The organism is Aurantiacibacter sediminis (assembly GCF_016019885.1).
In the GTDB taxonomy this organism is placed as follows: domain Bacteria; phylum Pseudomonadota; class Alphaproteobacteria; order Sphingomonadales; family Sphingomonadaceae; genus Alteraurantiacibacter; species Alteraurantiacibacter sediminis.
Window position 1 is genome coordinate 671,868 of the sequence record NZ_JAEANY010000001.1, and the last position, 25,542, is coordinate 697,409.

At 60.7% G+C, this 25,542-nt stretch carries 21 protein-coding genes and 1 tRNA gene; 12 read left to right on the top strand and 10 right to left on the bottom strand.

What is annotated here, in order from left to right:
* Window positions 1-66 precede the first annotated feature (66 nt).
* The 6 genes from rpoC (at window position 67) to I5L03_RS03530 (ending at window position 9,997) form a co-directional block, all read left to right on the top strand.
* Window positions 67-4,407, top strand: a complete 4,341-nt coding sequence (rpoC, locus tag I5L03_RS03505; RefSeq protein ID WP_197920291.1) for a DNA-directed RNA polymerase subunit beta' — start codon at window positions 67-69, stop codon at window positions 4,405-4,407.
* 90 nt (window positions 4,408-4,497) lie between these two features.
* Complete coding sequence (locus I5L03_RS03510; RefSeq protein ID WP_197920292.1) at window positions 4,498-5,310, top strand: hypothetical protein; 813 nt, start codon at window positions 4,498-4,500, stop codon at window positions 5,308-5,310.
* Window positions 5,307-5,795: a hypothetical protein gene (locus tag I5L03_RS03515; protein ID WP_197920293.1), complete on the top strand. Its 489-nt coding sequence runs from the start codon at window positions 5,307-5,309 to the stop codon at window positions 5,793-5,795. Before I5L03_RS03510 ends, I5L03_RS03515 begins: the two co-directional genes overlap by 4 nt.
* A 98-nt stretch (window positions 5,796-5,893) precedes the next feature.
* Window positions 5,894-6,337 carry a DNA-directed RNA polymerase subunit beta' gene (locus tag I5L03_RS03520; RefSeq protein ID WP_197920294.1) on the top strand — a complete coding sequence of 148 codons (444 nt, stop codon included), beginning with the start codon at window positions 5,894-5,896 and terminating at the stop codon, window positions 6,335-6,337.
* Between the two features lie 61 nt (window positions 6,338-6,398).
* Window positions 6,399-7,730 (top strand): glutamate--tRNA ligase, encoded by a 1,332-nt coding sequence (gene gltX / locus I5L03_RS03525; protein ID WP_197920295.1) that lies wholly within the window; start codon window positions 6,399-6,401, stop codon window positions 7,728-7,730.
* 128 nt (window positions 7,731-7,858) lie between these two features.
* Entirely contained in the window at window positions 7,859-9,997 is a 2,139-nt protein-coding gene (locus tag I5L03_RS03530; protein ID WP_197920296.1) for a TonB-dependent receptor, read from the top strand.
* 318 nt (window positions 9,998-10,315) lie between these two features.
* On the opposite strand, the gene dcd is transcribed toward I5L03_RS03530, so the two are convergent.
* Window positions 10,316-10,870: a dCTP deaminase gene (dcd, locus tag I5L03_RS03535; RefSeq protein WP_197920297.1), complete on the bottom strand. Its 555-nt coding sequence runs from the start codon at window positions 10,868-10,870 to the stop codon at window positions 10,316-10,318.
* Window positions 10,871-11,055: 185 nt separating this feature from the next.
* Between dcd and I5L03_RS03540 the strand changes: the two genes are divergently transcribed.
* Window positions 11,056-12,006 carry a hypothetical protein gene (locus I5L03_RS03540; protein WP_197920298.1) on the top strand — a complete coding sequence of 317 codons (951 nt, stop codon included), beginning with the start codon at window positions 11,056-11,058 and terminating at the stop codon, window positions 12,004-12,006.
* Here the strand turns inward: I5L03_RS03540 and putA are convergent, their stop codons facing one another.
* The gene (gene putA, locus I5L03_RS03545; protein ID WP_197920299.1) at window positions 12,007-15,114 is read right to left on the bottom strand and encodes a bifunctional proline dehydrogenase/L-glutamate gamma-semialdehyde dehydrogenase PutA; all 3,108 of its coding nucleotides are present in this window, start codon (window positions 15,112-15,114) and stop codon (window positions 12,007-12,009) included.
* 89 nt (window positions 15,115-15,203) lie between these two features.
* On the opposite strand from putA, the gene I5L03_RS03550 reads away from it, so the two are divergent.
* Window positions 15,204-15,935, top strand: a complete 732-nt coding sequence (locus tag I5L03_RS03550; RefSeq protein WP_197920300.1) for an Nmad3 family putative nucleotide modification protein — start codon at window positions 15,204-15,206, stop codon at window positions 15,933-15,935.
* Here the strand turns inward: I5L03_RS03550 and I5L03_RS03555 are convergent.
* From I5L03_RS03555 to ftsE, 4 genes are read right to left on the bottom strand one after another with little or no spacing between them, the layout of a single operon-like run.
* The gene (locus I5L03_RS03555) at window positions 15,932-16,639 is read right to left on the bottom strand and encodes a lysophospholipid acyltransferase family protein (RefSeq protein WP_197920301.1); all 708 of its coding nucleotides are present in this window, start codon (window positions 16,637-16,639) and stop codon (window positions 15,932-15,934) included. The two genes, I5L03_RS03550 and I5L03_RS03555, sit on opposite strands and share 4 nt — an antisense overlap.
* Window positions 16,640-16,648: 9 nt before the next feature.
* A complete protein-coding gene (locus I5L03_RS03560) occupies window positions 16,649-17,176 on the bottom strand; it encodes a YdcF family protein (protein WP_197920302.1) in 528 nt (175 codons plus the stop codon).
* A gap of 40 nt (window positions 17,177-17,216) precedes the next feature.
* Entirely contained in the window at window positions 17,217-18,137 is a 921-nt protein-coding gene (locus tag I5L03_RS03565; protein WP_197920303.1) for a cell division protein FtsX, read from the bottom strand.
* Complete coding sequence (gene ftsE / locus I5L03_RS03570) at window positions 18,134-18,859, bottom strand: cell division ATP-binding protein FtsE (RefSeq protein ID WP_197920304.1); 726 nt, start codon at window positions 18,857-18,859, stop codon at window positions 18,134-18,136. Before ftsE ends, I5L03_RS03565 begins: the two co-directional genes overlap by 4 nt.
* Window positions 18,860-19,020: 161 nt before the next feature.
* Between ftsE and I5L03_RS03575 the strand changes: the two genes are divergently transcribed.
* Together I5L03_RS03575 and I5L03_RS03580 are read left to right on the top strand one after the other, a co-directional pair.
* Window positions 19,021-19,836, top strand: coding sequence for a zinc-ribbon domain-containing protein (locus tag I5L03_RS03575; RefSeq protein ID WP_197920305.1), 816 nt, complete (start codon window positions 19,021-19,023; stop codon window positions 19,834-19,836).
* A gap of 114 nt (window positions 19,837-19,950) precedes the next feature.
* Window positions 19,951-20,037: transfer RNA gene (locus I5L03_RS03580), tRNA-Leu, on the top strand.
* A gap of 142 nt (window positions 20,038-20,179) precedes the next feature.
* On the opposite strand, the gene I5L03_RS03585 is transcribed toward I5L03_RS03580, so the two are convergent.
* Window positions 20,180-21,070 carry a LysR family transcriptional regulator gene (locus tag I5L03_RS03585; protein WP_197920306.1) on the bottom strand — a complete coding sequence of 297 codons (891 nt, stop codon included), beginning with the start codon at window positions 21,068-21,070 and terminating at the stop codon, window positions 20,180-20,182.
* Between the two features lie 106 nt (window positions 21,071-21,176).
* On the opposite strand from I5L03_RS03585, the gene I5L03_RS03590 reads away from it, so the two are divergent.
* Together I5L03_RS03590 and I5L03_RS03595 are read left to right on the top strand one after the other, a co-directional pair.
* Window positions 21,177-21,878, top strand: coding sequence for a pirin family protein (locus tag I5L03_RS03590; RefSeq protein ID WP_197920307.1), 702 nt, complete (start codon window positions 21,177-21,179; stop codon window positions 21,876-21,878).
* Window positions 21,879-21,961: 83 nt separating this feature from the next.
* A complete protein-coding gene (locus I5L03_RS03595) occupies window positions 21,962-22,555 on the top strand; it encodes an FMN-dependent NADH-azoreductase (protein ID WP_197920308.1) in 594 nt (197 codons plus the stop codon).
* 30 nt (window positions 22,556-22,585) lie between these two features.
* On the opposite strand, the gene kynU is transcribed toward I5L03_RS03595, so the two are convergent.
* The 3 genes from kynU to I5L03_RS03610 are packed head-to-tail and all read right to left on the bottom strand — an operon-like array spanning window position 22,586 to window position 25,376.
* The gene (kynU, locus tag I5L03_RS03600; protein WP_197920309.1) at window positions 22,586-23,821 is read right to left on the bottom strand and encodes a kynureninase; all 1,236 of its coding nucleotides are present in this window, start codon (window positions 23,819-23,821) and stop codon (window positions 22,586-22,588) included.
* Window positions 23,821-24,456 (bottom strand): arylformamidase, encoded by a 636-nt coding sequence (gene kynB, locus I5L03_RS03605; protein WP_197920310.1) that lies wholly within the window; start codon window positions 24,454-24,456, stop codon window positions 23,821-23,823. The genes kynU and kynB overlap by 1 nt, the downstream gene beginning before the upstream one ends.
* A complete protein-coding gene (locus I5L03_RS03610; RefSeq protein WP_199803177.1) occupies window positions 24,453-25,376 on the bottom strand; it encodes a tryptophan 2,3-dioxygenase in 924 nt (307 codons plus the stop codon). The genes kynB and I5L03_RS03610 overlap by 4 nt, the downstream gene beginning before the upstream one ends.
* Between the last annotated feature and the right edge of the window lie 166 nt (window positions 25,377-25,542).

Below are 25,542 nucleotides of genomic sequence, written 5' to 3' on the forward strand. Positions count from 1 at the left end.
GCAGGGCGGGCCGCACGGTCCGCCTCCCCGCCAACCCCTGTTTATCCCCCCAAGGGAAGTGAAGACATGAACGAACTGACAAAATTCACCAACCAGCTCTCCAAGCCGGAGACGTTCGACCAGATCCAGATCGGTCTTGCCTCGCCAGAGCGCATCCGCAGCTGGTCTTTCGGCGAAATCAAGAAGCCGGAAACGATCAACTACCGTACGTTCAAGCCTGAGCGTGATGGCCTGTTCTGTGCGCGCATCTTCGGTCCGGTGAAGGATTACGAATGCCTGTGCGGCAAGTACAAGCGCATGAAGTACAAGGGCGTCGTCTGCGAAAAGTGCGGCGTTGAAGTCACCGTTACCAAGGTGCGTCGTGAGCGCATGGGCCACATCGAGCTCGCTGCTCCGGTCGCGCACATCTGGTTCCTGAAGTCGCTGCCGTCGCGCATCGGCCTGCTGCTCGACATGCAATTGAAGCAGCTCGAGCGCGTGCTGTATTTCGAAAGCTACATCGTGACCGAGCCGGGCCTGACCCCGCTCGAGAAGTTCCAGCTGCTCACTGAAGACGAGCTGATGGACGCGCAGGACGAATATGGCGAAGACGCCTTTACTGCCGGTATCGGTGCCGAAGCTGTCAAGCTTATGCTCATGGATCTCGATCTGGAGCAGGAAAAGGCCGATCTGCTGGAAGAGCTGGAGACCACCAAGTCCAAGCTGAAGCCAGCCAAGATCATCAAGCGTCTGAAAGTCGTTGAAAGCTTCATCGATTCGGGCAACCGCCCCGAATGGATGATCCTTGAAGTCGTACCGGTCATTCCGCCCGAGCTGCGCCCGCTGGTGCCGCTGGATGGTGGCCGTTTCGCGACATCCGATCTCAACGATCTCTATCGCCGCGTCATCAACCGTAACAACCGCCTGAAGCGCCTCATGGAACTGCGCGCGCCGGACATCATCGTCCGCAACGAAAAGCGCATGCTGCAGGAATCGGTCGATGCGCTGTTCGACAACGGCCGCCGCGGCCGTGTGATCACCGGTGCCAATAAGCGTCCGCTGAAGTCGCTGTCCGACATGCTCAAGGGCAAGCAGGGCCGCTTCCGCCAGAACCTTCTGGGTAAGCGCGTCGACTATTCGGGCCGTTCGGTCATCGTGACCGGCCCTGAGCTCAAGCTGCACCAGTGCGGGCTGCCGAAGAAGATGGCGCTCGAACTGTTCAAGCCGTTCATCTACGCCCGCCTCGATGCGAAGGGTCTTTCGATGACCTTGAAGCAGGCGAAGAAGTGGGTCGAGAAAGAGCGCAAGGAAGTCTGGGACATCCTCGACGAAGTGATCCGTGAGCACCCGGTTCTGCTGAACCGCGCGCCGACGCTTCACCGTCTCGGCATCCAGGCGTTCGAGCCTGTGCTGATCGAAGGCAAGGCCATCCAGCTCCACCCGCTCGTCTGCTCGGCCTTCAACGCCGACTTCGACGGTGACCAGATGGCTGTCCACGTTCCGCTGAGCCTTGAAGCCCAGCTGGAAGCGCGCGTGCTGATGATGTCGACCAACAACATCCTCTCGCCCGCCAACGGCAAGCCGATCATCGTTCCTTCGCAGGATATGGTGCTGGGTCTCTACTATCTCTCCATGGACCGCGAAGGCGAGCCGGGAGAGGGCAAGGTGCTGGCCGATATCGATGAAGTGCACCAGGCGCTTCACGTCGGTGCCGTTACGCTGCACTCGAAGATCCACACCCGGGTCCCGCAGACGGACGAAAAGGGCAAGACCTTCATGCAGCGGGTGGAAACCACGCCGGGCCGCATGCTGATCGGCGAATGCCTGCCGAAGTCGCACACCGTCCCTTATGACGTCGTGAACCGCCTTCTCACCAAGAAGGAAATCGGCGATGTGATCGATCAGGTCTATCGCCACACCGGCCAGAAGGACACGGTGCTGTTCGCCGACGCCATCATGTCGTTGGGCTTCCGCCACGCGTTCAAGGCCGGCATTTCCTTTGGTAAGGATGACATGATCATTCCGGACACGAAGGACGGCATGATCGCAGAAACCAAGTCGCTGGTTGCCGATTACGAGCAGCAGTATCAGGACGGTTTCATCACCCAGCAGGAAAAGTACAACAAGGTGATCGACGCGTGGTCGCGTTGCGGTGACCAGGTTGCAGCTGCCATGATGGATGAGATCAAGGCGATGCCGAAGGACGACGATGGTCGCCAGGCACCGATCAACTCGATCTACATGATGAGCCACTCCGGCGCGCGTGGTAGCCCTGCGCAGATGAAGCAGCTTGCCGGTATGCGCGGCCTCATGGCCAAGCCGTCGGGCGAGATCATCGAAACGCCGATCATCTCGAACTTCAAGGAAGGTCTGACCGTTCTTGAATACTTCAACTCGACCCACGGCGCACGTAAGGGCCTCGCGGATACCGCTCTCAAGACGGCAAACTCGGGTTACCTGACTCGCCGCCTTGTCGACGTGTCGCAGGACTGCGTCATCGTGGAAGAGGACTGCAAGACGAAGAACGCACTCGAAATGCGCGCCATCGTGCAGGGCGGCTCCGTAATCGCCTCGCTGGGTGAGCGTATTCTGGGCCGCACGGTCGCGGAAGACATCGTGAATGCCGCAACGGACGAAGTGATCGTCAAGGCCGGCACCATGGTGGACGAAGCGCTGGCGAAGGACATCGAGGAGGCCGAAGTACAGGTCGCCAAGATCCGCTCGCCGCTGGTCTGCGAAGCCGAACAGGGCGTTTGCGCGACCTGCTACGGCCGTGACCTTGCTCGCGGTACGCCGGTCAATATCGGTGAAGCTGTCGGCGTTATCGCCGCTCAGTCGATCGGTGAGCCGGGCACGCAGCTGACCATGCGTACGTTCCACATCGGTGGTGCTGCGCAGATCAACGAAACCTCGCACCTTGAGTCGATCTCGGACGGTAAGGTCGTGTATCGCGACATGCCGACCATCAAGGACAAGAAGGGCCGTCGCCTGTCGCTGGCTCGCTCGGGTGAAATGGTCGTTGTCGATGCCGAGGGCCGTGAGCGCGCGATCCACCGCGTGCCTTACGGTACCGTCCTGATGTTCGAGGATGGCGGCAAGGTGAAGGAAGGCGATCGTCTGGCAGAATGGGATCCGTTCACCCTGCCGATCATCACCGAACAGGCCGGTGTCGTGCGTTATCAGGATCTTGTCGAAGGCAAGACTCTGGAGGAGCGTGTCGACGATGCGACGGGTATTGCCCAGCGCGTGGTCACCGAATATCGCGCCACGGGTCGTTCCAAGAAGGAAGACCTTCGTCCGCGCCTGACTTTCCTTGGTGAAGATGACATCAAGGGCAAGGGCAAGACAAAGAAGGGCGAGGAAACCGAAGCCCAGCGTTACATGCTGGCTCCGGGCACCACCTTGTCGGTCGAAGACGGTCAGGAAGTCGAAGCGGGTGACATCCTTGCGCGAGCATCGCGTGAAGCTGCCAAAACGCGCGACATCACCGGTGGTCTTCCGCGTGTTGCCGAACTGTTCGAAGCCCGCATTCCGAAGGATGCTGCGGTTATCGCCAAGATCTCTGGCCGGATGGAATTCATCCGCGACTATAAGGCGAAGCGCAAGATCGCGATCGTTCCGGAGGAAGGTGAGCCAGTCGAGTATCTGGTCCCCAAGACCAAGGTGATCGACGTCCAGGAAGGCGATTTCGTCAAGAAGGGCGATACGCTCATTTCCGGCTCGCCGAACCCGCATGACATTCTGGAAGTTTTGGGGATCGAGGCGCTGGCCGAATATCTCTGCACGGAAATCCAGGAAGTCTACCGACTGCAGGGCGTGAAGATCAACGACAAGCACATCGAGGTGATCGTTCGCCAGATGCTGCAGAAGGTTGAAATCACGTTCGGTGGGGACACCACGCTGTTGCCGGGCGAACAGGTCGATCTGGAAGAGATGAACGAAGTCAATTCCAAGCTGCCTCCGCGCAAGAAGAAGGCGGAAGGCAAGCCGATCCTCCTGGGCATCACCAAGGCAAGCTTGCAGACGCGTTCGTTTATTTCCGCCGCTTCGTTCCAGGAAACCACCCGCGTGCTCACGCAGGCGGCCGTGGAAGGCAAGAAGGACACGCTCGTCGGTCTCAAGGAGAACGTCATCGTGGGCCGCCTCATCCCGGCTGGTACCGGTGCCGGCATGAACCGCATGCGTGTGACGGCTTCGTCGCGCGACGCGGCGATCCGTGCGCAGTACAAGAAGCAGCAGGAAGCTCTTGCAGCTGAAGAGGCCGCAGCGGATGTCGATGATGTCGAACCCGATGCACCCACCAGCGAAGAAGCGATGCTGGCTGCCATGGGTAATCCGATCGGCAATGCCGAAGGCGAAGCACATGGCACCGATGCCGATGCTGGCGACTACCTGACGGAAGAAGCGAAGGACGATAAAGCCGAATAAGCTCCCGTTCATCGCAACAGTCGGAAATGGCCCCGGAGGTTCGCACCTCCGGGGCTTTTTCGTACCTGTCACGGATGAAAGGGATTGCCGATGAGGATATTGTGGTTTGCTGCACCGCTGGGGCTGCTTGCCTGCACCCCGGCGCCCGCTTCGGGCGACATTGGGGGCGACACCGCGGGCGAACCTGCCGCCGACCTCGAATTCCGCTCTATTCACGGCACCTATGTGGTAAATTACGTGAATGAGGCCGAGCCGATGATCGGCATCGCAGGTCACGAGCCGACCGTCACCATCGATGCAGAGCGCATCCATTTCCAATCGCAATGCATCTACGAGAACTGGTCTTACGAGCGTGACGGCGAAAATCTCGAGACCGGCCCTTGGGACTACGGTGGCGATCCCATCGAGATGTGCGCGCGCGGCGTCGCGGCCGGAGAGGAAGCGATCATTGCTGCGATAGACGGTGCGGATACTGTGCGCTTGCTGGCCGATGGGATCTGGATGAGCGGACGCGGCGGCAATGTGCAAATGGGTTTCGAGCCCGACGCAGAGGATCGCGCCGCACGCGCCGTCGACCTCACCGGCAGCTGGACGGTGCAGGCGCTCGACGGGGAGGACCTCTCACCCGGCATTGCGGTCGAGGTCAGCTGGTTTTCCATCTGGTGGGAGCCGAACTGCGCGGGGCAGGGCGTTAGCTATATGATCGAAGGTGACCGCTTCGACGCCCCCCAACCCGGCAATCCCGGCATGGTCTGCGATATCGGCTTCCCGTCCGAGCTCCCCGAAATCTGGACTGCGATGGCCGAAGCGGACAGTATCGAGCGCACGGCAAATGGCAGCGTGCTGATATCCGGCAATGGTCGCAGCGTGCTGCTTGCACCCGCAGCAGGAGGGGGAGCGTGAGGATCCTTTTGTCGCTGGCGCTACTGATAGCTCTGGCGGGGTGCGAGCAAGCGCCCTCCGATGAGCAGCTAACGACGCTGCCCGCACCAGATGGCATAGAGAATCCGCCGCCTGCGCCTGGTAGACCAGCACCGGCTACCCTCGAAGGTGATTGGCGCGTTGCCGGGATTGACGGGGAAGCACTGGACACAAATTCCGGCCTCGCACTGACGGCGGATGATGAAGAATTGTGGTGGGAGCCGCGCTGCTTTGGAGCCATTCGAGGCTATGTCATTGTCGGCGATGCGATCACTTTCGGCTCCCGCACCAGCACGCCGCCAGCAGTAGAAGGTACGCCGCCTCCTGTCGTCTGCTTGATCGCGCCACCTCCTGGCCTGCATGAGGTGATGCAGGCGATCGACGCGGCCGAGAACATTGAAACCACGCCCAACAATGGTGTGCGCATTTCAGGCGGAGGGCGCAGCGTGACGCTCTTTCGACAATAGGCGATCACAGCTTTTATCGCTATTGCAAATCATTCGCATTGTAATTGGCAAATCACCTGCTAGATCTGTTGCGAATCAATCGCAAAAGAGGTCCATGCATGTCCCACATCCGCAAATCGAGCCCGACCACTGCACAGGTGGCAGTCGCAAATCTCGTCGCCAAGCTTTCGCGTATGCCGCGCATCGGCGATTACGGGATCGATGCGGCGAAGACAGTGATGGCGCTGCGGCTTGTCGCGCTTTGCAGTAAATCAGGTCATGATCCGATGGCGGAACTGACCAAACGGTTGAATGATGTCGGTGCAGCCAAGAACATGCTGGCCCTGCTTGATCGCTGCGGTGCGCTCTGGCCCGAAGCGGTTCACGTCCATCGCCCCTGCTGTGCAGAGCTGAGCCCTGACGAGACAATCATTGCTGGAATGGCCCAAGCTGCCAGCGATGGCGATCACCGAGCATTCGACAAAGTGCTCGACGGCTTCATCCCGGCCGCACAGCGCGAAGGCCTGTTCGCCGAAGCGCTAATGGTAATGGAGACGCTTTAGCCTCTCAATCCGTCTGCAAGTCATGTAGCGCTCTTCTGCGCCGTGCGCTAAGGGCGCGGCTATGACAACGATCACTCGCTTCGCCCCCTCGCCGACAGGCCGCCTTCATGTCGGCAATATCCGCACCGCGCTCCATAATTGGATGCTGGCGCGCAAAACGAGTGGGCGCTTTGTGCTGCGGATCGACGATACCGATGCGGAGCGCAGTGAAGAGCGATTTGTCGATGCGATCCGTGCCGATCTCGATTGGCTGGGCCTGACCCCCGATGCAGAAGAGCGGCAGTCGGAGCGATTAGCGCTTTACGATGCCGCCTTTGAAAAGCTGAAAGCGAGTGGCCGCGTCTATCCTGCATATGAAACGCACCAGGAGCTTGAGCTCAAGCGCAAAATACAGCTCGGGCGTGGCCTGCCACCTATCTATGATCGCGGTGCGCTGCAGCTTTCTGAAGGGGATCGCGTTGCGAAGGAAGCGGACGGCATAGCGCCGCATTGGCGTTTCAAGCTCGATCATGACGAGCCCATCACATGGGATGACGGCGTGCGGGGCGCGCAGAAATTCGATCCGGCGCAGCTCTCCGATCCGGTGATCCGGCGTGCGGACGGCTCTTGGCTCTATATGCTGCCGAGCGCAGTCGATGACATCGATATGGGTATTACCGATGTTCTTCGCGGCGAAGATCATGTGTCCAACACCGCCGTGCAAATCCAGATGTTCACCGCGCTCGGTAGCGAGCCACCGCGTTTCGCACACGAGGCGCTCCTGGTGGGCAAGGAAGGCAAATTGTCGAAGCGTCTTGGTTCGCTCGGTTGCGATGCCATGCGGGAGAAAGGGATCGAGCCCGAAGCGTTGATTGCCATGCTCGCGCGTCTCGGCACATCGCAACCCGTCGAACCTATTGCCGATCGCCATCTGTTGCTCGACACTTTCGATCTATCGACTTTCGGGCGTGCGCCAGCGAAATTCGACGATGCCGAGCTGGAGCGGGTGAACACCGCTATTGTTCACGTCATGCCTTATGCCGATGCTGAACCACGCCTGCCAAAAGGCATCGACGAAGACGGATGGCATGCCATTCGGCCTAATCTCTCGACCGTGGCAGAGGCATCGGAATGGTGGCGATTGGTCACCGGGCCGATCGATGCCCGCGAATTCGATGAAGAGACGCGCGAATATCTGGCGCAGGCGGAAAAGGCGTTGAGTTGGTCCGACACGCCATGGCAGGATCTGATCTCCACGCTGAAAGAGACCACAGGCCGCAAAGGCAAGGCGCTGTTCCTGCCGTTGCGCCAGGCACTGACGGGAATGGATCACGGCCCCGATATGGGCGAGTTGCTGCCGCTTATCGGCGAAGACCGGGCGCGAGAGCGACTAGACCGCGCAAAGCGTGGCTAATTTGCGACACTCTGATCGTAAGAAAACCGCAGTTTGTCGAACTGTGCTGGTTCAACCTTGACTGAGAAGGACGCAATCCTCAGTGAGAAATGATACAACGTAACGTATTCAGGACCGTGTCGTCTCTCATGAAAAAATTTGCTTTCAGCCTTCTCGCTACCGCCGCCATGCCCTTGAGCGCTTTTGCGCAAGACACTTCGCAGCAAGATGCCGATGAAGACACGATTCATCAGGATCGCATCATCGTGCAGGTGGATGGCCTTGATGATCTCAGCATCCTGGCGGGTCAGTCCGTCGTGTCGGGGGAAGATTTGCTTCGCAATCGCTCCGGCCAGATAGGCGAAATTATCGATACTGTTCCTGGGGTCGCGACGACGGGCTTTGCCCCCGGCGCATCGCGCCCGATCCTTCGCGGTCTCGAAGGTGAGCGCGTGCGTGTGTTGACGAATGGCATCGGCAGCATCGATGCCTCTGCTGCATCGGTCGACCACGCCGTTTCGATCGATCCGCTGACGGCCCGCAGCATTGAAATTCTGCGTGGACCTGCAACGCTGCTTTACGGTTCGTCGGCCATCGGCGGCGTCGTCAACGTCAATGACAGCCGCTTGCCGACCGAGCTGCCCGAAGACGGATACGAGCTCAGCGCTTTCGTCTCGGGCGATACCGCTTACGAATTGCGCGAAGCTGGCGCAGCGGTCGATATCGGCCTCGGCGGCGATTTCGTGCTTCACCTCAGCGGAAGCTACCGCGAGACCGATGATTTCGAGATCCCAGGCTTCCAGCTGACCGATGACCTGCGCGCCGATCTTCTCGCCGATGCGGCTGAGGAAGAGGAAGAAATGGAATTCGAAGAAGCCGAAGAGCTTCGCGAACAGGCCAATGTCACGGGCTTCGTGCCCAACAGTGCAACCGAAACCTATTCCTTCGCCGTAGGTGCCGGATATGTGGGCGAAGGCTTCCGCGTAGCAGCCTCCGCAAGCTATTACGACACCTTCTACGGCATTCCGTCCGGCCCCGGCGGCCACGCTCATCATGGCGAAGAAGAGCATGGCGATGACGACGACCATGACGAAGATCACGGCGAGGAAGAAGGCGAAGAGCAAGAGATCGTCTCGATCGACCTCGAGCAGGTTCGCTTCGACTTCGAAGCTGGCGTCGAACTCGGTGGCTTCTTCGAAGAGCTGGTCCTCCGCATCGGACATTCGACCTACACGCATACAGAGCTTGAAGGCGAGGAAACCGGCACGGTGTTCGACGTGCGCGGTACGGAAGGCCGCATCGAGCTTGTGCAGGCTCCGAGTGACAATTGGCGCGGTGTGACAGGCGCCCAGTTCTATATTCGCGACTTTGCAGCTGTGGGTGCCGAAGCTTTCATTCCGCCGCATGAGACCGACCAGTTCTCGGTGTTTACCCTGCAGGAATTCTTCTTCGGCGGCTTCGAGGTGGAAGCCGGCGCGCGATATGAAAGCACCAACCAGGATGCTTTCCTGCTCGGCATCGAGCGTGACTTCGATACGTTCTCCGGCGCACTCGGCCTGTCTTACAATACGCCTTCGGGTCTGCGCGTCGGTGCAAACCTGACGCGGACTGAACGCGCGCCATCGGGTACGGAATTGTTTGCAGACGGCCCACACCTCGCCACGCAGAATTTCGAAATCGGCGACCCTGATCTCGATGTCGAGTCCGCTTGGGGCATCGAGGGCTATGTCGATGCGAGCATCGGCCCCGTGCAACTGCGCGCCAGCGTTTACAACAACTGGTTCGATGACTTCATCTATCTCATGGAAACAGGTGCCGAGGAAGATGAGCTTCCGGTGTTCATGTTTGCGCAGGAGGACGCCGATTTCTTCGGTTTCGAAATTGAAGCTTCTGCCGAACTGTTCGAAATTGGCGGCGGTCGCCTGATCGCCGATGCGGGCCTTGGATATATCGAAGCGGAGCTGAATGACGGCTCTGCGCTGCCTCGCATTCCGCCGCTTGAACTTCTCGGTGCGCTTGAGTGGCAGTCGAACCTGTTCGACCTGCGCGCTGAAGTCGAATATTATGGCGACCAGACCGATGTGGCTGCATTCGAGGAAGAAACCGAAGGCTTCACCCATGTGAACCTGTCGGCATCTATTCACCCCTTCCGCACCGACCGACTGGTGCTGCTGCTGCAGGCGGACAATATCTTCGACGAAGAAGGCCGCCGCCACACCAGCTTTACGAAGGAATTCGTGCCGCTCGCGGGCCGCAACTTCCGTGTGACCGCGCGGGTGAATTTTTAAGGGTTACGCCCGCCCATCCGGGCGGGCATCCTTGGTTTGTTTGTTTCATGATCGCCCATCCGGGCGATCGTCCTCGGTGCTATTCGCTCCGGCGGGCTTCGTCCGCCTGCGCGGCACCTGCGGGTCGCGCCGTGCGCTCGGTCGCTGACCTTCGGCCAGCGAGACCAACGCTCCATTCGGTCGGTATCGCGGAGCACGCTCGGCGACCAGCCGTGGGCAAGGCCGAACGGCCGCCCGCAGCGGGCGCGTAGCGGAGCGGAGCGCGTCTAGCGAGGACGAACCTGCGGATGCAGTTTCATGAGACAAATATTCCCGGGTTCACAACCTCGGCAACGTAACCCCGCGCTGGCCCATATATTTGCCCGCCCTGTCAGCATAGGTCACTTCGGGCCGTTCATTACCCTGAAGGAACAGGAACTGGCACGCGCCTTCATTGGCGTAGATTTTGGCAGGCAGCGGCGTGGTGTTGGAGAACTCCAATGTCACATGGCCTTCCCAGCCCGGCTCCAGCGGGGTGACATTCACGATGATGCCGCACCGCGCATAGGTGCTCTTGCCCAGGCAAATCACCAGCACATCGTCGGGGATGCGGAAATATTCGACCGTGCGCGCGAGAGCAAAGCTGTTGGGCGGGATGATGCAGACATCGGTTTGCCGGTCGACTAGAGAATTGCCGTCGAAATTCTTCGGGTCCACCACCGCGCTATCGACGTTGGTGAAGATCTTGAACTCATCCGCCACCCGCGCGTCATAGCCGAAGGAGCTGACGCCATAGGAAATGCAGCCGTCACGCCGCTGCGCTTCGACGAACGGCTCGATCATGCCGCGCTGTGTCGCCTGTTCCCGAATCCACTTGTCTGAGAGAATTGCCATGCCGACAGGGATTCCCGAAGGCGAGGGCGCTGGCAAGCGGTCGGCTTGCATTTCGGTATCGGCGCGGTGGAAAAATGTCGCTCGAGTGCAAGACAACTCAAACCGAATGCCTGTATGAAAGTCCAAGGGTCACCACTGAGGGAATGGGTCGCGTGCAAAACTGGGGTCGTTTGAGCACTGTCGTCGTGGCGGGTATGTTGGTCGTTTCATGTGGAGGCGGCGGATCGAGCCCGACGCCGACTGCCACGGGCGGGGCAACGCCCACGCCGACGCCCACGCCAACGCCTACTCCCACACCGACTTTCACCTATTCGGAATTTTCCAACCTGACCGGTGTTCAGGACTTCGGTACAGCCTGTTTCGCCTATGGCGTGCGGGGCAACGGAGTGCCTTTTGCGGACGGTTTCGTGCCTTTTTCCGGCCCCGGCGTAATCGATTTGGACGCTGATGCCGGGGTGTGGACCATCTCCGAAATCAATGGCGGTAACTTCGCTTCGGTCGGGCCGAGCGAGCTGGTGCTCGATACGCCTGAACGCTTGGAATACGAAGGCACGGAAACACCGATCCCGACGCGCTACGTAGTGAATGTACCGCCTGTCAGCAGTGGTGGCTTTGCCGAGTATGGCCGCAATGTCTTTTTCCGCCTGCCACTGGCGGGAGGCGGTGTGCAAACGGCAATCTGCACACTTGGCGTGCCAACCGATCCTGAAGACATTCCTAGCGCAACGACGGTCACATACAACGATGTCGAATTCGTGGGCGCGATTTTCGATGAGAACCCGGCTGGTGGCTCGGCATTCATTTCGCAAATCGTGGAGTCCTCTGGCACGTTCGAAGGCAATACCGAGACAGGCATTATCAGCATCAGCCTGACTTTCACTATCGAGGCAGCCGGCGGTGCACGCACAACGATTGGCCCGCTTACAGGGGAAGCGTCAATCGATCTTAGCAGGGATGATCGCGCTGGCTTCGAAGGCATTGTCAACTTCGGTGGAGCGCCGGAATATTTCATCAGTGGCGGCTTTTATGGGCCGCAAGGACGTGAGGCCGGCTTCGTAATCTACGCCAACCAGGACCAGAATTTCGATGGCCTGAATGAACGGTTTGCTTTGATCAGCGGTTACGCAACGCGCTGATTAGCCCCCGGCCAGCAAACTCGCATTGCCTCCGGCTGCTGTCGTATCGATCGTCGTCACCCGCTCGGTGGCGAAGCGTGTCACATAATGCGGGCCGCCAGCCTTCGGGCCGGTGCCTGACAGGCCTTCGCCGCCAAAGGGCTGGCTGCCGACCACGGCGCCGATCTGGTTGCGGTTGACGTAGAAATTGCCGACTTTGGCGTGGGCTTCCACGAATTTGCGCGTTTCTTCGATCCGGCTGTGCAGGCCCATGGTGAGGCCGTATCCGGTCGCATTGATGTTATCGATGACCTGCCGCAGCTTTCCGACGGGGTAGCGCACGACGTGCAGGATCGGGCCGAAATGCTCTTCATCCAGATCGAGGATCGAGCTGATTTCGATGATAGTCGGCGCGACAAAATGGCCGTCCTTGCAATTGACCGGCAACGGCAGGCGCGTCACCGGGAAGCCTTCTTCAGCCATCTCGGCGACGTGGGCTTCCAGCTTGTCCTTGGCTTCCTGATCGATCACCGGGCCGACATCTGTGGCCAGGTCTTTGGGATCGCCCACCACCATCGCATCGAATGCGCCCTTCATCATTTCCAGCATGGTATCGGCAATATCGGATTGCAGGAACAATACGCGCAGCGCCGAACAACGCTGGCCGGCGCTCTGGAATGCACTGGCAATCACATCGCGTGTCACCTGTTCTGGCAGAGCGGAGGAATCGACGATCATCGCGTTCTGGCCGCCTGTCTCCGCAATCAGCGTGCCGATCAATCCATCGCGTTGGGCGAGTGTGCGGTTGATAGCGTGCGCCGTGCCTGTTGAGCCGGTGAAGGCGACGCCTGCTATACGCGGGTCTGATGTGATCGCCGCGCCCACCTTGCCGTCTCCGGGCACGAATTGCAGCACGTCTTTCGGAATGCCCGCTTCGTGGCACAGGTCTATCGCCAAGGCAGCGATAAGAGGGGTTTGCTCGGCTGGCTTGGCAAGCACGCAATTGCCCGCGGCGAGCGCGGCTGCGGCTGGCCCCATAAAGATGGCGAGCGGGAAATTCCACGGGCTGATACAGGCGAATACGCCGCGGCCATGCAGACGAAGCAGGTTCGTCTCGCCCGTAGGCCCGGGCAGCGGCTGCGGTGCACCGAACAGCATGCGCGCCTCGCACGCATAATAGCGCAGAAAATCGACAGCCTCGCGGACTTCGAGCACGGCATCGGGCAGCGATTTTCCGGCCTCGCGCTGACACAGGTCCAGCAGGCGCGCCATATTGTCTTCGAGCAGGTCTGCCGCCTTGATCAGCAATTGGGCGCGCCCTTCGCCTCCGCGCGCATCCCACATGGGCTGGGCAGCCACAGCGCGGGCGATAGCGAGGTCGATATCCTTGTCCGTCGCGGAGACCCATCCGCCCACTTCCTTGCCCGAGAAGGGCGAGCAAACAGGATGCATCTTGCCGCCGCGCTGGGCGCGTAATGTCGGGCGGGCGAGCGGATCATCGTGTGACCATTCCTCCAGCTCCTCGCGCAACGGCGCGAGCACCAACGGATCGGCAAGGTCGACGCCCATCGAGTTACGGCGGTTGGGATAGATATGCGCGGGCAGCGGAATGCTGGGATTGCGCCGTGGGTTCATTTCCGAAAGTTCGGCCACCGGATCGCCGGTCATTTCCTCTATCGGCACATCGGCATCGGCCATGCGATTGACGAAGGACGAGTTCGCACCGTTTTCCAGCAGGCGGCGCACGAGATAGGCGAGTAATTCCTTGTGCCCGCCGACAGGTGCATAAATACGCACGCGGGTTGGCGCATTGTGCTCGATCTTGGCAAGCGTATCATAGACCTCTTCGCCCATGCCGTGCAGGCGCTGGAATTCAAAAGGTGTGCTGCCAGCCAAGGCTTTGATCGCCCCGATGGTGTAGGCGTTATGCGTGGCAAAGGCCGGGTAGATCGCATCGTCTGCCGCGAGCAATTCCTTGGCGCAGGCGAGATAGGACACATCGGTCGCGATCTTGCGGGTGAAGACGGGATAATCTTCATGCCCGCCCACTTGGCTCAGCTTGATTTCCGCGTCCCAATAGGCGCCTTTCACGAGCCGCACGAAAAATTTGCGATCGTGCTTGCGCGCCAGCCGCGCGGCCCATCGGCATAGCGGCACACCGCGCTTTTGATAGCCCTGGATGGCGAGGCCGAAGCCGTCCCACGGTGTGCCATCGGCCTTGGTGAAAAGCGTGTCGTCTTCGGCCAGCGCTTCGATGATATCCATGCTGAGTTCGAGCCGCTCGGCTTCCTCCGCATCGACAGTAAAGTGGATATCCGCCTCACGCGCCTGCTCCGCCAGGTCACGCAGCACGGGCACGATGTGCTCGCGCGCGGCATCCGCATGAAGGAAATCGTATTTGGGATAAAGCGCGGACAGCTTGACCGAAATACCCGGCCCGCCATGCACGCCGCCTTCCTCTTGGGAGAGGCGCTCGATCGCGCGGGAATAGGCCTGCCGATAACGCTCGGCATCGGCCATCGTCATCGCCGCTTCGCCCAACATGTCGAAGCTGTGCGTCAGGTGCTTTTTGCGCTCCGGCGCGGCGCGTTTCATCGCCTCGTCAATCGTGCGGGCGTAGACGAACTGGCCACCAAGGATCCGCATCGCCTGCTGCACAGCCTGCCGGATCACCGGCTCACCCAGCCGCCCCGTCGTGCGGCGCAGCGTGTTGGCGAGGCCTGTCTCACGCTTGTCGCTGCCGCGCAGGACTTCGCCCGTCAGCATCAGCGAAAAGGTGGCGGCATTGACGAAGACCGAACGGCTCTCGCCCAGATGTTCGGCCCAATCGACATTGGCGAGCTTGTCCTTGATCAGCGCATCTGCGGTTTCCTGATCGGGAATGCGCAGAAGCGCCTCCGCCAGGCACATCAGCGCAATGCCTTCATCAGTGTTCAGACCGTACGTCGCCATAAAGGCATCCATGCCTTTGCTGGTGCGCGCACGGGCGCCTTCGATCAGCTGTGTGGCGAGCGCATTGGCTTCGTCATGCACGGCGGACACAGGGGCGGCCTGTTCCAGCCGCTCGGCGATGCAGGCCTCCTCTTCCATGCGATAGGCTTGGCGGAGAGCGAGTCGATCAATCGTCATATGCTGCGCCCCATCGCATACGGCTTCGGGTGCAATCAAGCGAAGTCGAACAGGTGCATGTCCGCGCGCCCTGCGTTAAGGGGGCCCGGATGAAAATTATCTTTAGTCGCAAAGGCTTCGATAGCGCGTCGGGTGGCGGGCCATCGCCCATCGTGAATGGTCGCGCACTGAGCCTGCCGATCCCCGATACGATGGGCATTTCGCGCATAACTTACGGCAATCTGGGCCTGGGCGGGCATGCTAGGCGCGCGAGCCGGGGCAAGCTTTCCGGCCGCCACCGCTGCCACAATGATCCGATGTTCTGCGACGATGGGCAGGCGCTCCTTGGCCAGTGCAGCGCAGCGCAAACGCATCTCGCCAATCACGGGGTGGGGGAGGGGGATGTGTTCCTCTTCTTCGGCCTGTTTTGCGAAGATGGCGGTGCGCCGCATCATCGCATCTTCGGCTATCTTCAGGTCGAGCGTGTTGTCCATCTGGCGCAATGCAGCGAGGCTGAGCGGGCGGAATTTGCCGCACTCGATCATCCGCATGCGCTGGGCATGCATGCGAGCAATGATGCGATTTATTGCGGGCGTGGGTCCGCTGCCGCCCCTGCCGATGACGCGCTGCAATTGACGGCGCAAGGCGAGAACCCGAGCATCTGGCGCATTCCGGCGTGGCTGGAGGAAACCGGCCTGTCCTATCATGCGCGACAAGACCGCTGGCTCGGCGAGGGCCGCTTGCAAAGCGTCGCGCGGGGTCAGGAATTCGTCGCCGATATTGGCGAGCGCGAGGATGCGCGGCGCTGGGCGCAGGAGATAATCGCGCTGATCGAAAGCTAGTCCGTCGCGGCCTTTTCGAGGGCGGGCGCATTCAGCGCATTGATGCCTTCATGCACGCGGCGTTCGACTTCATCGCGCGGAAGGCCCGGCTCGATCGGCTCCCCAAAATGCCAGGTGATCGTGCCCTTTGGTTTGAGCAGGTTGCGATAGATCGGCCCGCTATCGACTGCGACAGGCACCACGGGCAATTTGAACAGCTTGTAGAGGCCAGCAAAGCCCGGGCGCAGCTCGCGATGGTCCCCATGCGGCACGCGTGTGCCCTCGGGAAAGATCACGATGGGCCGGCCTTGCGCCACGGCCTGTTTACCTGCCCGCATCAATTGCCGCAGCGCCACCGCGCCTTGCTCCCGCGCGACGGGGATGAGGCCGTAGGCAATCCCTGCACGGCCCCAAAAGGGCAAGTCGAACAGCTCCTGCTTGGCAACGCCGGCTGGGTTCTCGAACATATGCGCCATCGCAATCGCTTCATAAAAGCTCTCATGCTTGATGGCGTAAAGCGCGGGACCTTCTGGCCGCGATCCGGTTTCGCGGATGGTGAGGCCGAGCAGGCGCGTGCAGCTCCAGTGATGCAGGTCAGACCATTTATCGCATAGCGGCCGCACGAGCGATGGCCGCAAATAGCTGGCTGCTGCCGCCGCCATCGAAATCAGGAATGATCCCGGATAGAAAACCAGATAAAAGGCAAGATTGCGCAGCAGGATCATCGCGATAAGCTATCCCAACACCATCAGCAGCCACGCGGCGATGAATTTGTGAAATTCAAGAAACAGGGTCCAGAGGCTCGGCTCTGATCGCACGGCATCGCGGGTGATGGAGATATTGCTTGGCAGCTGCGCTTCCAACTCAGCCGCCGCGCGGCGCATGTGCCAGTCGGCCGTCACCAAGCGCATGGACGTGTAGCCCTGCTGCTGCATCCATTCCGCCGTCTCAACCGCATTGCCGCGCGTATCGAGAGCGGAGAAGCCCAGCGCCACGCAGCAATCCATCAGCCTGTTCGGCACATCATATTGCACCTGGAATTCGCCCGGTTGCACGGCGACATCGACGCCGGTCACCAGCATCTGCTCTGCGCCCCCCTGCTGCAGGATTTCCAGCCCGCGCTCGATCCGGCCACCGCTGCCAGTGGGGACGACCACAGCATCGCTATGCGCAAGCGGCACCGGCTGCGGCAAAGTGATGACAAACAGGACAAAGCCCAGCGCCCAGATGATGAGCGGAATTGCGATGATGCGGCGGATCATGGCCGAACTTTCAATCCTTGGGCTTGGCAATTTGGCTTTATCACAACATGCGCCTCAATGCGGTGATCACCGTGAACCGCGCCGTAATGGCGGCGAGGATGATCCCGATGATCGGAATCGCCCCTATAGTGATCCAGTCCACGGGGCCAAGCCCCCCTCCGGCGACCAGCCCCGATCCCAGCGCGGCAAATTGCTGGCCGAGGATGAAGACCGCTGTCAAGCCGAGGAGCAATCCCGCCGCGCCGCCAATCGCTGCGTCCCATGCGATGGAGCGCTGAAAGATAGCCGCAATTTGCCCATCCGTCCCGCCAAGGTGGTGTATGACTTCGATCGTATCGCGATTGGCTCCCAGCGCGCTGCGCGCTGCCAGCCAGACAGCCGCTGCACTGGTGATCGCGAGCAGGATCACGAGGCCGAGGGCGAGGATCTGCAGCGAGCGAATGGCATCGAACACTGGGCCGAGCCAGTTCGCCTGTGCATCAACACGCGCCGAAGGTGCTTGCGCGAGCAATTCGCTGCGCATGTCGCGAAGCCGCGCTGCTGTGACCGGGCCGGACAGCCGCACATCGACCATTGCGGGAATCGGCACGCCGTCCTCCGCGCTATCGCCCAACTCGCCGAGCCAGGGCTCGAGCAGTGCCTCAAGTTCATTGTCGGGCACGCGGCGTACGCTGGAAACATCGTCGCGATTGGAGAAATACGAAACGGTGCGTTCAGCTTGCCGATCACGCTCTGCCGGCGCGGCTTCCACGATCTGCACGGTAATCCCCCCGGCGATTTCGTCACGCGCATTATCCGCGACGTTCTTGAGAGCGAGGCCCGCAGATGCCGCCATCACTGTCAGTGCGATCATGATGGCGATCACCCATGGCATGGGGCCAGCGATCCGCGCCTGCTGCAGGATGCGCGCGGAATCGCCAAATCGCGGTGCGCCGCGGCGGATGGGGGAAGGCGAACTCACTTGCCGCTCATCTCTCTTTTGGGCGGATAGCGCAGTGCGCCCGTCGGGTCGGACAAACGCCCCTTGTCGAGCCGCATGATCAGCGAGTCCGGCACTTTGCGCAGCAGATGCACATCGTGCGTTGCGACCACCACGGTTGTGCCGAGCCGATTCAGCGCTTCGAAAAGGCGCAGCAATTTGACTGCCATTTCAGGATCGACGTTGCCGGTCGGCTCATCGGCCACTAAAATTTCGGGACGGGCGATAACCGCACGCGCGATGGCGACACGCTGTTGCTCTCCCCCGGAAAGCGTTTCCGGCCGCGCGTCCATGCGGTGCGTCAGGCCCACCCATTCGAGCATATCGGCGACAGGCTTCTGGATCTGGTTTTCGGACATGCCGCTGATCCGCAATGGCAGCGCGACATTGTCGAAGGCAGAAAGATGAGGGACGAGCCGGAAGTCCTGAAAAACCACGCCGATCCGTCGGCGATAATCGGGAAGGTCACCGCGCGGCAGAGTGATGACATCGCTGCCGAACATCGAAATCATCCCGCGCGATGGGCGCTGTGCGAGATATAATAGCTTCAGCATGCTGGTCTTGCCCGCGCCGCTGGCACCGGTGAGAAAATAGAAGCTGCCGGGATAGAGCGTGAAGGAGATATCGCTCAGCACTTCGCGATCGGTGCCGTAGCGCAGGCCAACATTGGCAAACTGGACAATGGAGCTGTCAGCGGCACTCATTCGGCTTTGCTAAGGCTTTGCGCAGGGGACGGAAAGGGCGTTTGCGGCGCTGGATGCGGAAATTCGTGCTGCTCCTTGTGGAAAAGGCCGCATTCGGGGCACCGACGGGCGCTGTTAATCTTGTTGCATGGCCATGGCGGGCGTAGGCATTGTGTCGGCCCATGATCATTCAATGCCCTGCCTGTTCAACGAAATATGTCGTTCCCGATACAGCCATCGGCGTTGAAGGGCGCACTGTGCGCTGCGCGAAATGCCGCCACAGCTGGTTCCAGGAAGGGCCGGTGATCGACGTGCCGGAGCAGGCCGCTTCCGCCGCTGCTCCGCCGCCCCCTCCTTCAGCGCCTGCTGAAGAGCCGCAAACAGCGCCTCCGGAACCGGTCGAGGAGCCGCAAACCGCGCGGGTCGAGGATCACGAGCCTCCATTGCCGGAGCCGCCTCCGTCCCCGGCATCGCCAGCCGTGCCCGACGAAGTGCCCACTCCGCCTGTCTCAGACAGTTACGGTGATGATGAGCCATCGCATTTCGATCACGAGCCGCCTTTCCGCCCCCGTCGCAATCCGCTGAAGCTTTGGACGTGGGCTGCAGGCATCTTTGCCCTTTTGGCAGCGGCAACGATCTTCGCTGTTTCTTATTGGGGGCTGCCCGACTGGGTGCCAGTCGACCGCCCGACTTTCGCTGCGGCCGATGCCGATCTGCAGCTCGATTTCCCACCCGAGCAGTGGGAGCGGCGCACGCTGCCTAATGGCACCGAATATTTCGGCGCCAGCGGCACCATCACCAATATCGGCACGACCACGCGCGATATCCCGTCGATCCTGATCGTGCTGCGCGATTCGCGCGATCGCAAGGTGTATGAATGGGTCGTCGCGCCGCCGCAGCGCACGCTCGCGCCGGGCGAAACCGTAGTGGTGAACGAGGCTGTGACGGACGTTCCGCGCGCGGCGCGCAATGTGCAAATCGGGTGGAAGCCCGAGTAAGCCTGCGCCCGCTTTCGTAAGGGGCTAATAGAGTGCTTGCAGGCCCGAAACCCTTTTGCTAGGGGCGCGCTCCTACCAAGGCGGGCCGGTATGCGGTCCTTCCTTCATTGATGTGCGGTCGTGGCGGAACTGGTAGACGCGCAACGTTGAGGTCGTTGTGGCCGAAAGGCCGTGGAAGTTCGAGTCTTCTCGACCGCACCATCTTTTAATTTTTGGTTTTGCGCTCGCCCATCTGGGCGAGCATCCTCGCAGCTATTCCTTCCGCTTCGCTGCAGGGCTGCTGCGGGCGGGCGGTTGCGCTTGCGGAGGCTTTGCCTCCGCATTTGCGCTCAATGTTTAGCTGCTAGGCGAGCGCGTCCCGAAATGCGTCGATCATCCAGCTGGCTGAGGGGCCGGGTTTGTCGTCGCGTCGCCACAGCGCGCTGAAAGTGTAATTGGCGCCGGGCTTTTCCGGCAAGTCGAGAACGACAAGTCGGCCCGCCGCAATATCTTCCGCCACTAGCGGGCGCGGCATATTGCCCCAGCCAATGCCTTCTTTCAGCAGCGCATGCTTGGCGCTCAGATCGCCAAGCCGCCATGCGAGAGGACTGAGAACGGAGAACTCCCGTCCCTGTGTGAGGCGAGAGCGGTCAGTGAGGACCAATTGAAGATGCTCGCGGCTTTGTCCGGGCTTCACATCGGGTCGGTCGAGCGCATGGCCGGGCGCCGCGACGGGTAGGAGGTCAACCGTCCCAATCGCCTGTCGCTCAAAATCGGGATGATCGGCAATCACCGGGCCGCCAATGGCAAGCTGCGATTCCTTTTCCATCAGGCAGGCAGCCACCGCCCCCAGCCCTTCGATCTGCAACCGCAACCCGACCGTGGGGAACATGGTGCGGAAATCGCGCAGCACACGGGCGATGACATCGCCGGGCACCATGACATCGACCACGAGGGCAAGATCGCTTTCCAGCCCGGCGTGCAAGCTGCGGGTCTTGGCGAGCAGGGCATCGGCGCGGTCCGTTATGGCCTGCGCCTCGCTCAGCAGGCCGCGCCCCGCATCGGTCAGCACTGGACGGCGCGATCCTTCACGCTCGAATAAAGTCACGCCGAGCTGCGCTTCCATCTGCGAAATGCCGTAGCTGATCGCCGAAATCGCGCGCCCCATGCGCTTTGCTGCCGCGCCGAAACTGCCTTCCTCCTCCACCGCGAGAAAGATCCGCAGCTGGTCCAGCGTCGGTTCGCCCAATTTCACTATTCGGATTTCCTGAACATTAGGGTGCGTTTTATCGCAGTTATCAGATGGAACGGCAAGGCCTATCTCGGCGTCATTGAAAGACACTCCAACCAGGAGAATTGCGATGATCGAACTGCGTCCCTTCGAAAGCCTTGGCTCGGCCAATCACGGCTGGCTGCAGGCGAACCACCACTTTTCCTTTGCCAATTACCATGACCCCTCACGTGTGCATTGGGGTGCGCTGCGGGTGTGGAACGATGACACGATCGCTCCGAACACCGGCTTCCCCACGCATCCGCACAGCGACATGGAAATCATCACCTATGTCCGCAAAGGCGCGATCACGCATCGCGACTCCATGGGCAATGAAGGCCGCACCGAAGCGGGCGACGTACAGGTGATGAGTGCTGGCAATGGCGTGCAGCATTCAGAGTACAATATGGAAGACGAGGAAACGACGCTCTTCCAGCTCTGGATCATCCCGTCAGAGCGCGGCGGAGAGCCGAGCTGGGGTGCGCGCAAATTCCCGAAGGATGATCGCGCCGGCCAGTTCATTCCGCTCGCCAGCGGTGTCGCTAATGACGATGATGCCTTGCCGATCCGCACCGATGCGCGCGTGCTCGGCGCAACGGTAAAGGCGGGCGAAAGCGTCACCTACACGCCGCGCGATGCCTCGCGTCACCTCTATCTCGTCCCTGCCACCGGCAAGGTGAAAGTGGAGGATGTCGAAGCGAAAGCGCGCGACGGTGTGGCGATCACCCAGCGCGACAGCGTCATCATTACCGCGCTTGAGGACAGCGAACTCGTCCTCGTCGACGCGGCGTAAACCCCGGCCCCTTTCCCATTCCCCTCCCTCCCCCTCAGGCGGAAGGGGCCACCCCTTCAAAGCCAGTTCCGAAAGGCCAGACCATGACTCATATCCTCCACATCACCGCCAGCATTCATGGAGACGATTCCGTCAGCCGTGATCTCAGCAACCGCATCGTCGCCGGTTCGAAAGAGCAGGGCGATGTTACCGTCACCGAACGCGACCTTTCGAAAAACGATATTCCCTTCGTCGACGCAGATCGCTTTGCGGCCAATTTGTCACCCTACGCCGAACGTACGCCAGAGCAGCAGGAACTCGCCGCGATTGCAGACACGCTGATCGAAGAATTGCAGGCTGCGGACACCATTGTACTGGGCGTGCCGATTTATAATTTCTCCGTGCCCGCAACGGTAAAGGCATGGGCAGATCTCGTCGCCCGGGCCGGCACCACTTTCGAATATACGCCCGAAGGTCCCAAGGGTAAGCTTGAAGGCAAGAAAGCCTATATCGCCGTCGCATCGGGCGGCACGCCGGTGGGTAGCGACTACGATCACATGACCCCGTGGCTCAAATTCTTCCTCGGCTTCCTCGGCATCACCGATGTCGAAATGGTCGCCGCCGATGGCATTATGGGCGAAGGGCGTGAAGAGAAGATTGCAGAGGCAAAGGCCAAAGCCGAGAAGCTTGCTGCCTGATTCTGCCGGATATCGATAAGGAGCGCGCGGTCAGGTAACGGCTGCGCGCTCTTTATATTCGGGTCTGTCCCATTCGCGGCTCTCGCAAATCGACCGCAGCCGCGCCGCCGCCTCCACCATGTCGCGGTAGGAGAGGTAAAGCGGCGTGAGCCCGAAGCGCATGACATCGGGCTCGCGGAAATCACCGATCACGTCGCGTGCCTTCAAGGCCTGCATCATCGCGTAGCCATCTTTGTGGGAATAAGAGACATGGCTTCCGCGCTGGCCCGCATCGCGCGGACTGACGAGAGTGAAGCTGTGGTCACCCGCCCAGCCATCCATGCATTCGATGAATAAATCACCCAGTGCAGCAGACTTGCGTCGCACTTCGGCCATATCGGCGCGCAGCATCAGTTCTACGCCTTCCTCCAGCGCCGCCATGCCGAGAATGCCCGGCGTGCCGCACAGGAACCGCTCGATATTATCCGCTGCCTCGTATTCTTCCTCGAACGCGAAGGGGCGGGCGTGGCCGAACCATCCGGCCAACACCGGCATGGCTTCATGGTGGCGCTTGGCCGCATACAGAAAAGCTGGCGCACCGGGGCCTCCATTCAGGAATTTGTAGCCGCAGCCGACCGCGAAATCGACATTTGCCGCGCCCAGAGCCAGCTCCACTGCGCCCGCGCTATGGCTCAGATCCCAGACGACGAGCACGCCGTGCTCTTGCGCTTTTGCCGTTACCGCCGCCATGTCGCGCATCCGGCCGGTCTTGTAATGCACATGGGTCAGCAGCAGCACCGCGACATTATCGCTCAGGTGATCGAGCACATCCTCCGGCGCGGCGGAACGTGTTTCGATCCTGCCGCCTGAAAAGGCCGTGATGCCCTGCATCATGTAGTGATCGGTCGGGAAATTGGTCGTCTCGGTCAGCAGGATCGAACGCTCCGGCTGGAGCGAAAGCGCCGCTGTCAGCGCCTTGAAGATATTGATCGAGGTGGAATCGGTGACCACCACTTCGCCTTCGCCTGCACCGATAATCGGCGCGATCTTGTCGCCAATCCGCCGCGGGGCATTGACCCAGTCCGCCGCATTCCAGCTGGTGATCAGCCCCTCGCGCCATTCCTGCTGGATCGTGCGATCCATGCGCGCCGGTGTGCGCTTGGGCATGGCGCCCAGCGAATTGCCATCAAGGTATATTAGTCCGTCGCGCAGCGCGAATTCGTCGCGGAAAGCGCGAAGCGGATCGGACGCATCGAGCGAATCGGCTTTGTCGAAAATAGCGTCCATTATGGCAATTCCCTCAGGATGGCGCGCACCGGGCTGGCATCGGCACCCTCGATGGCGAGTGGCAGCGCGATCAGCTCGTAAGCGCCCGGTGCAACATCGTCGAGCACAAGGCCTTCGAGAATGCGCATGTCGCCTTGCAAAACTTCGTGATGCGCATCCATCGTCTTTGAATTCTGCGGATCGAGCGAAGGCGTATCGATCCCGATCAGCAGCGCGCCGGCATCGCGCAGGCGGGCAATCACATCGGGTGCGACGGCGGTGAAATTCTCGTCCCACGCATCGTGCGGGAATTTTCCGTAGGTACGGAAGAGCACGCGCTCTTCGCCTTCGATCTCGCTCCAATCGCAGTCCTGCATCTCGATCCGCGCACCGCTCGCGCGTGCATCGACCACCATGCAGCGCCCCAAATAGGGCTCCAGCGGACTGTCCGCGCTCGCGACGCCATCACTGCTGTAATGCAGGGGCGCATCGGCATGGGTGCCCGAATGCAGGGGCAAGGAAATTGCACCGATATTCACCGGACATTCGGCCGAAATGCTGGCATGCCGGCTGACTTTCAGCTCCGGCTCACCCGGCCACAGCGGCGTGTTGCTGCTGAGGCGCTGCGAGATGTCCCAGATGCGTGGATCGCTCATACGGGGCAGCCTTCGGCATGCCCGCCGCCGTGGCTTCCACCTTCAGGCTTGTCCGCTTCCATCCGCGTGCGCATCGACCAAAGTTCGGGGAAGAAGCGCAGTTCCAGCGCTTTCACCAGATACTTCACTCCTGCCGAACCGCCGGTGCCATGCCGGTGGCCGATCACGCGCGATACCGTCTTCATGTGTTTGAAGCGCCATTCCTGGAAGTAGTATTCGAGCGAGGTGACCTTTTCTGCCAGCGCGTAAAGCTCCCAATGCTCCTGCGGGTTGGAGTAAATCTCCAGCCACGCATTTTCGATCGTGCGATCGGATTCGTATGGCTTGGTCAGGTCGCGCCCGATCACTTCCTTAGGAATTTCATATCCGCGGCGATCGAGGAGGTAGAGCATCTCGTCATAAAGCGATGGGGCGGCGAGGGCCTCTTCCAGCGCGGCGGTGCGTTCCGGATCATCCATATGGATGGTAATCAGCTCGGGCCGCTTCAGGCCAAGGCGGAATTCCAATTCGCGGTACTGGTGAGACTGGAAGCCAGAAGCTTTGCCCAAATATCCGCGAAAGGTCATGAATTCGGACGGGCTGAGCGTTGCGAGCACTTCCCACGAATGGATCATGTGTTGCATGATCGTGGCGATGCGATCGAGCGTGCGCGAGGCTTGCGGAAGCTCGTCCGCACGAATTTGCGCCATCGCCTGCTTGCACTCATGGATCTGCAGCTTGATCCACAATTCCATCGTCTGGTGCATGATGATGAACAGCATTTCATCATGCTTGCCGCTCATCGGCACCTGCGCACTCAATAGCGGGTCGGTCTGCAAATGATCGGCATAGGTGAGGCCGCGATCCCACACGATCCGCTCACCATCGAGCTCCGCCTCGAAAGTCTCGATACCGTTTTCGATTGTCCGCTTGATGCTCAACGCGCTCTCCTTGCAGCCCGAATAGATCAGCCGCGCCGCCAATCAAAGGCCAGTGTGACCGCCTATAGTATCACTTGATACCAATGCAGCCCAATTCCTCCTTGGGGAGAAACCGGTCGCTCGCTTGAAGCGAGAGGAGGGGGGCCTTACCTCCGTAGCGAACACG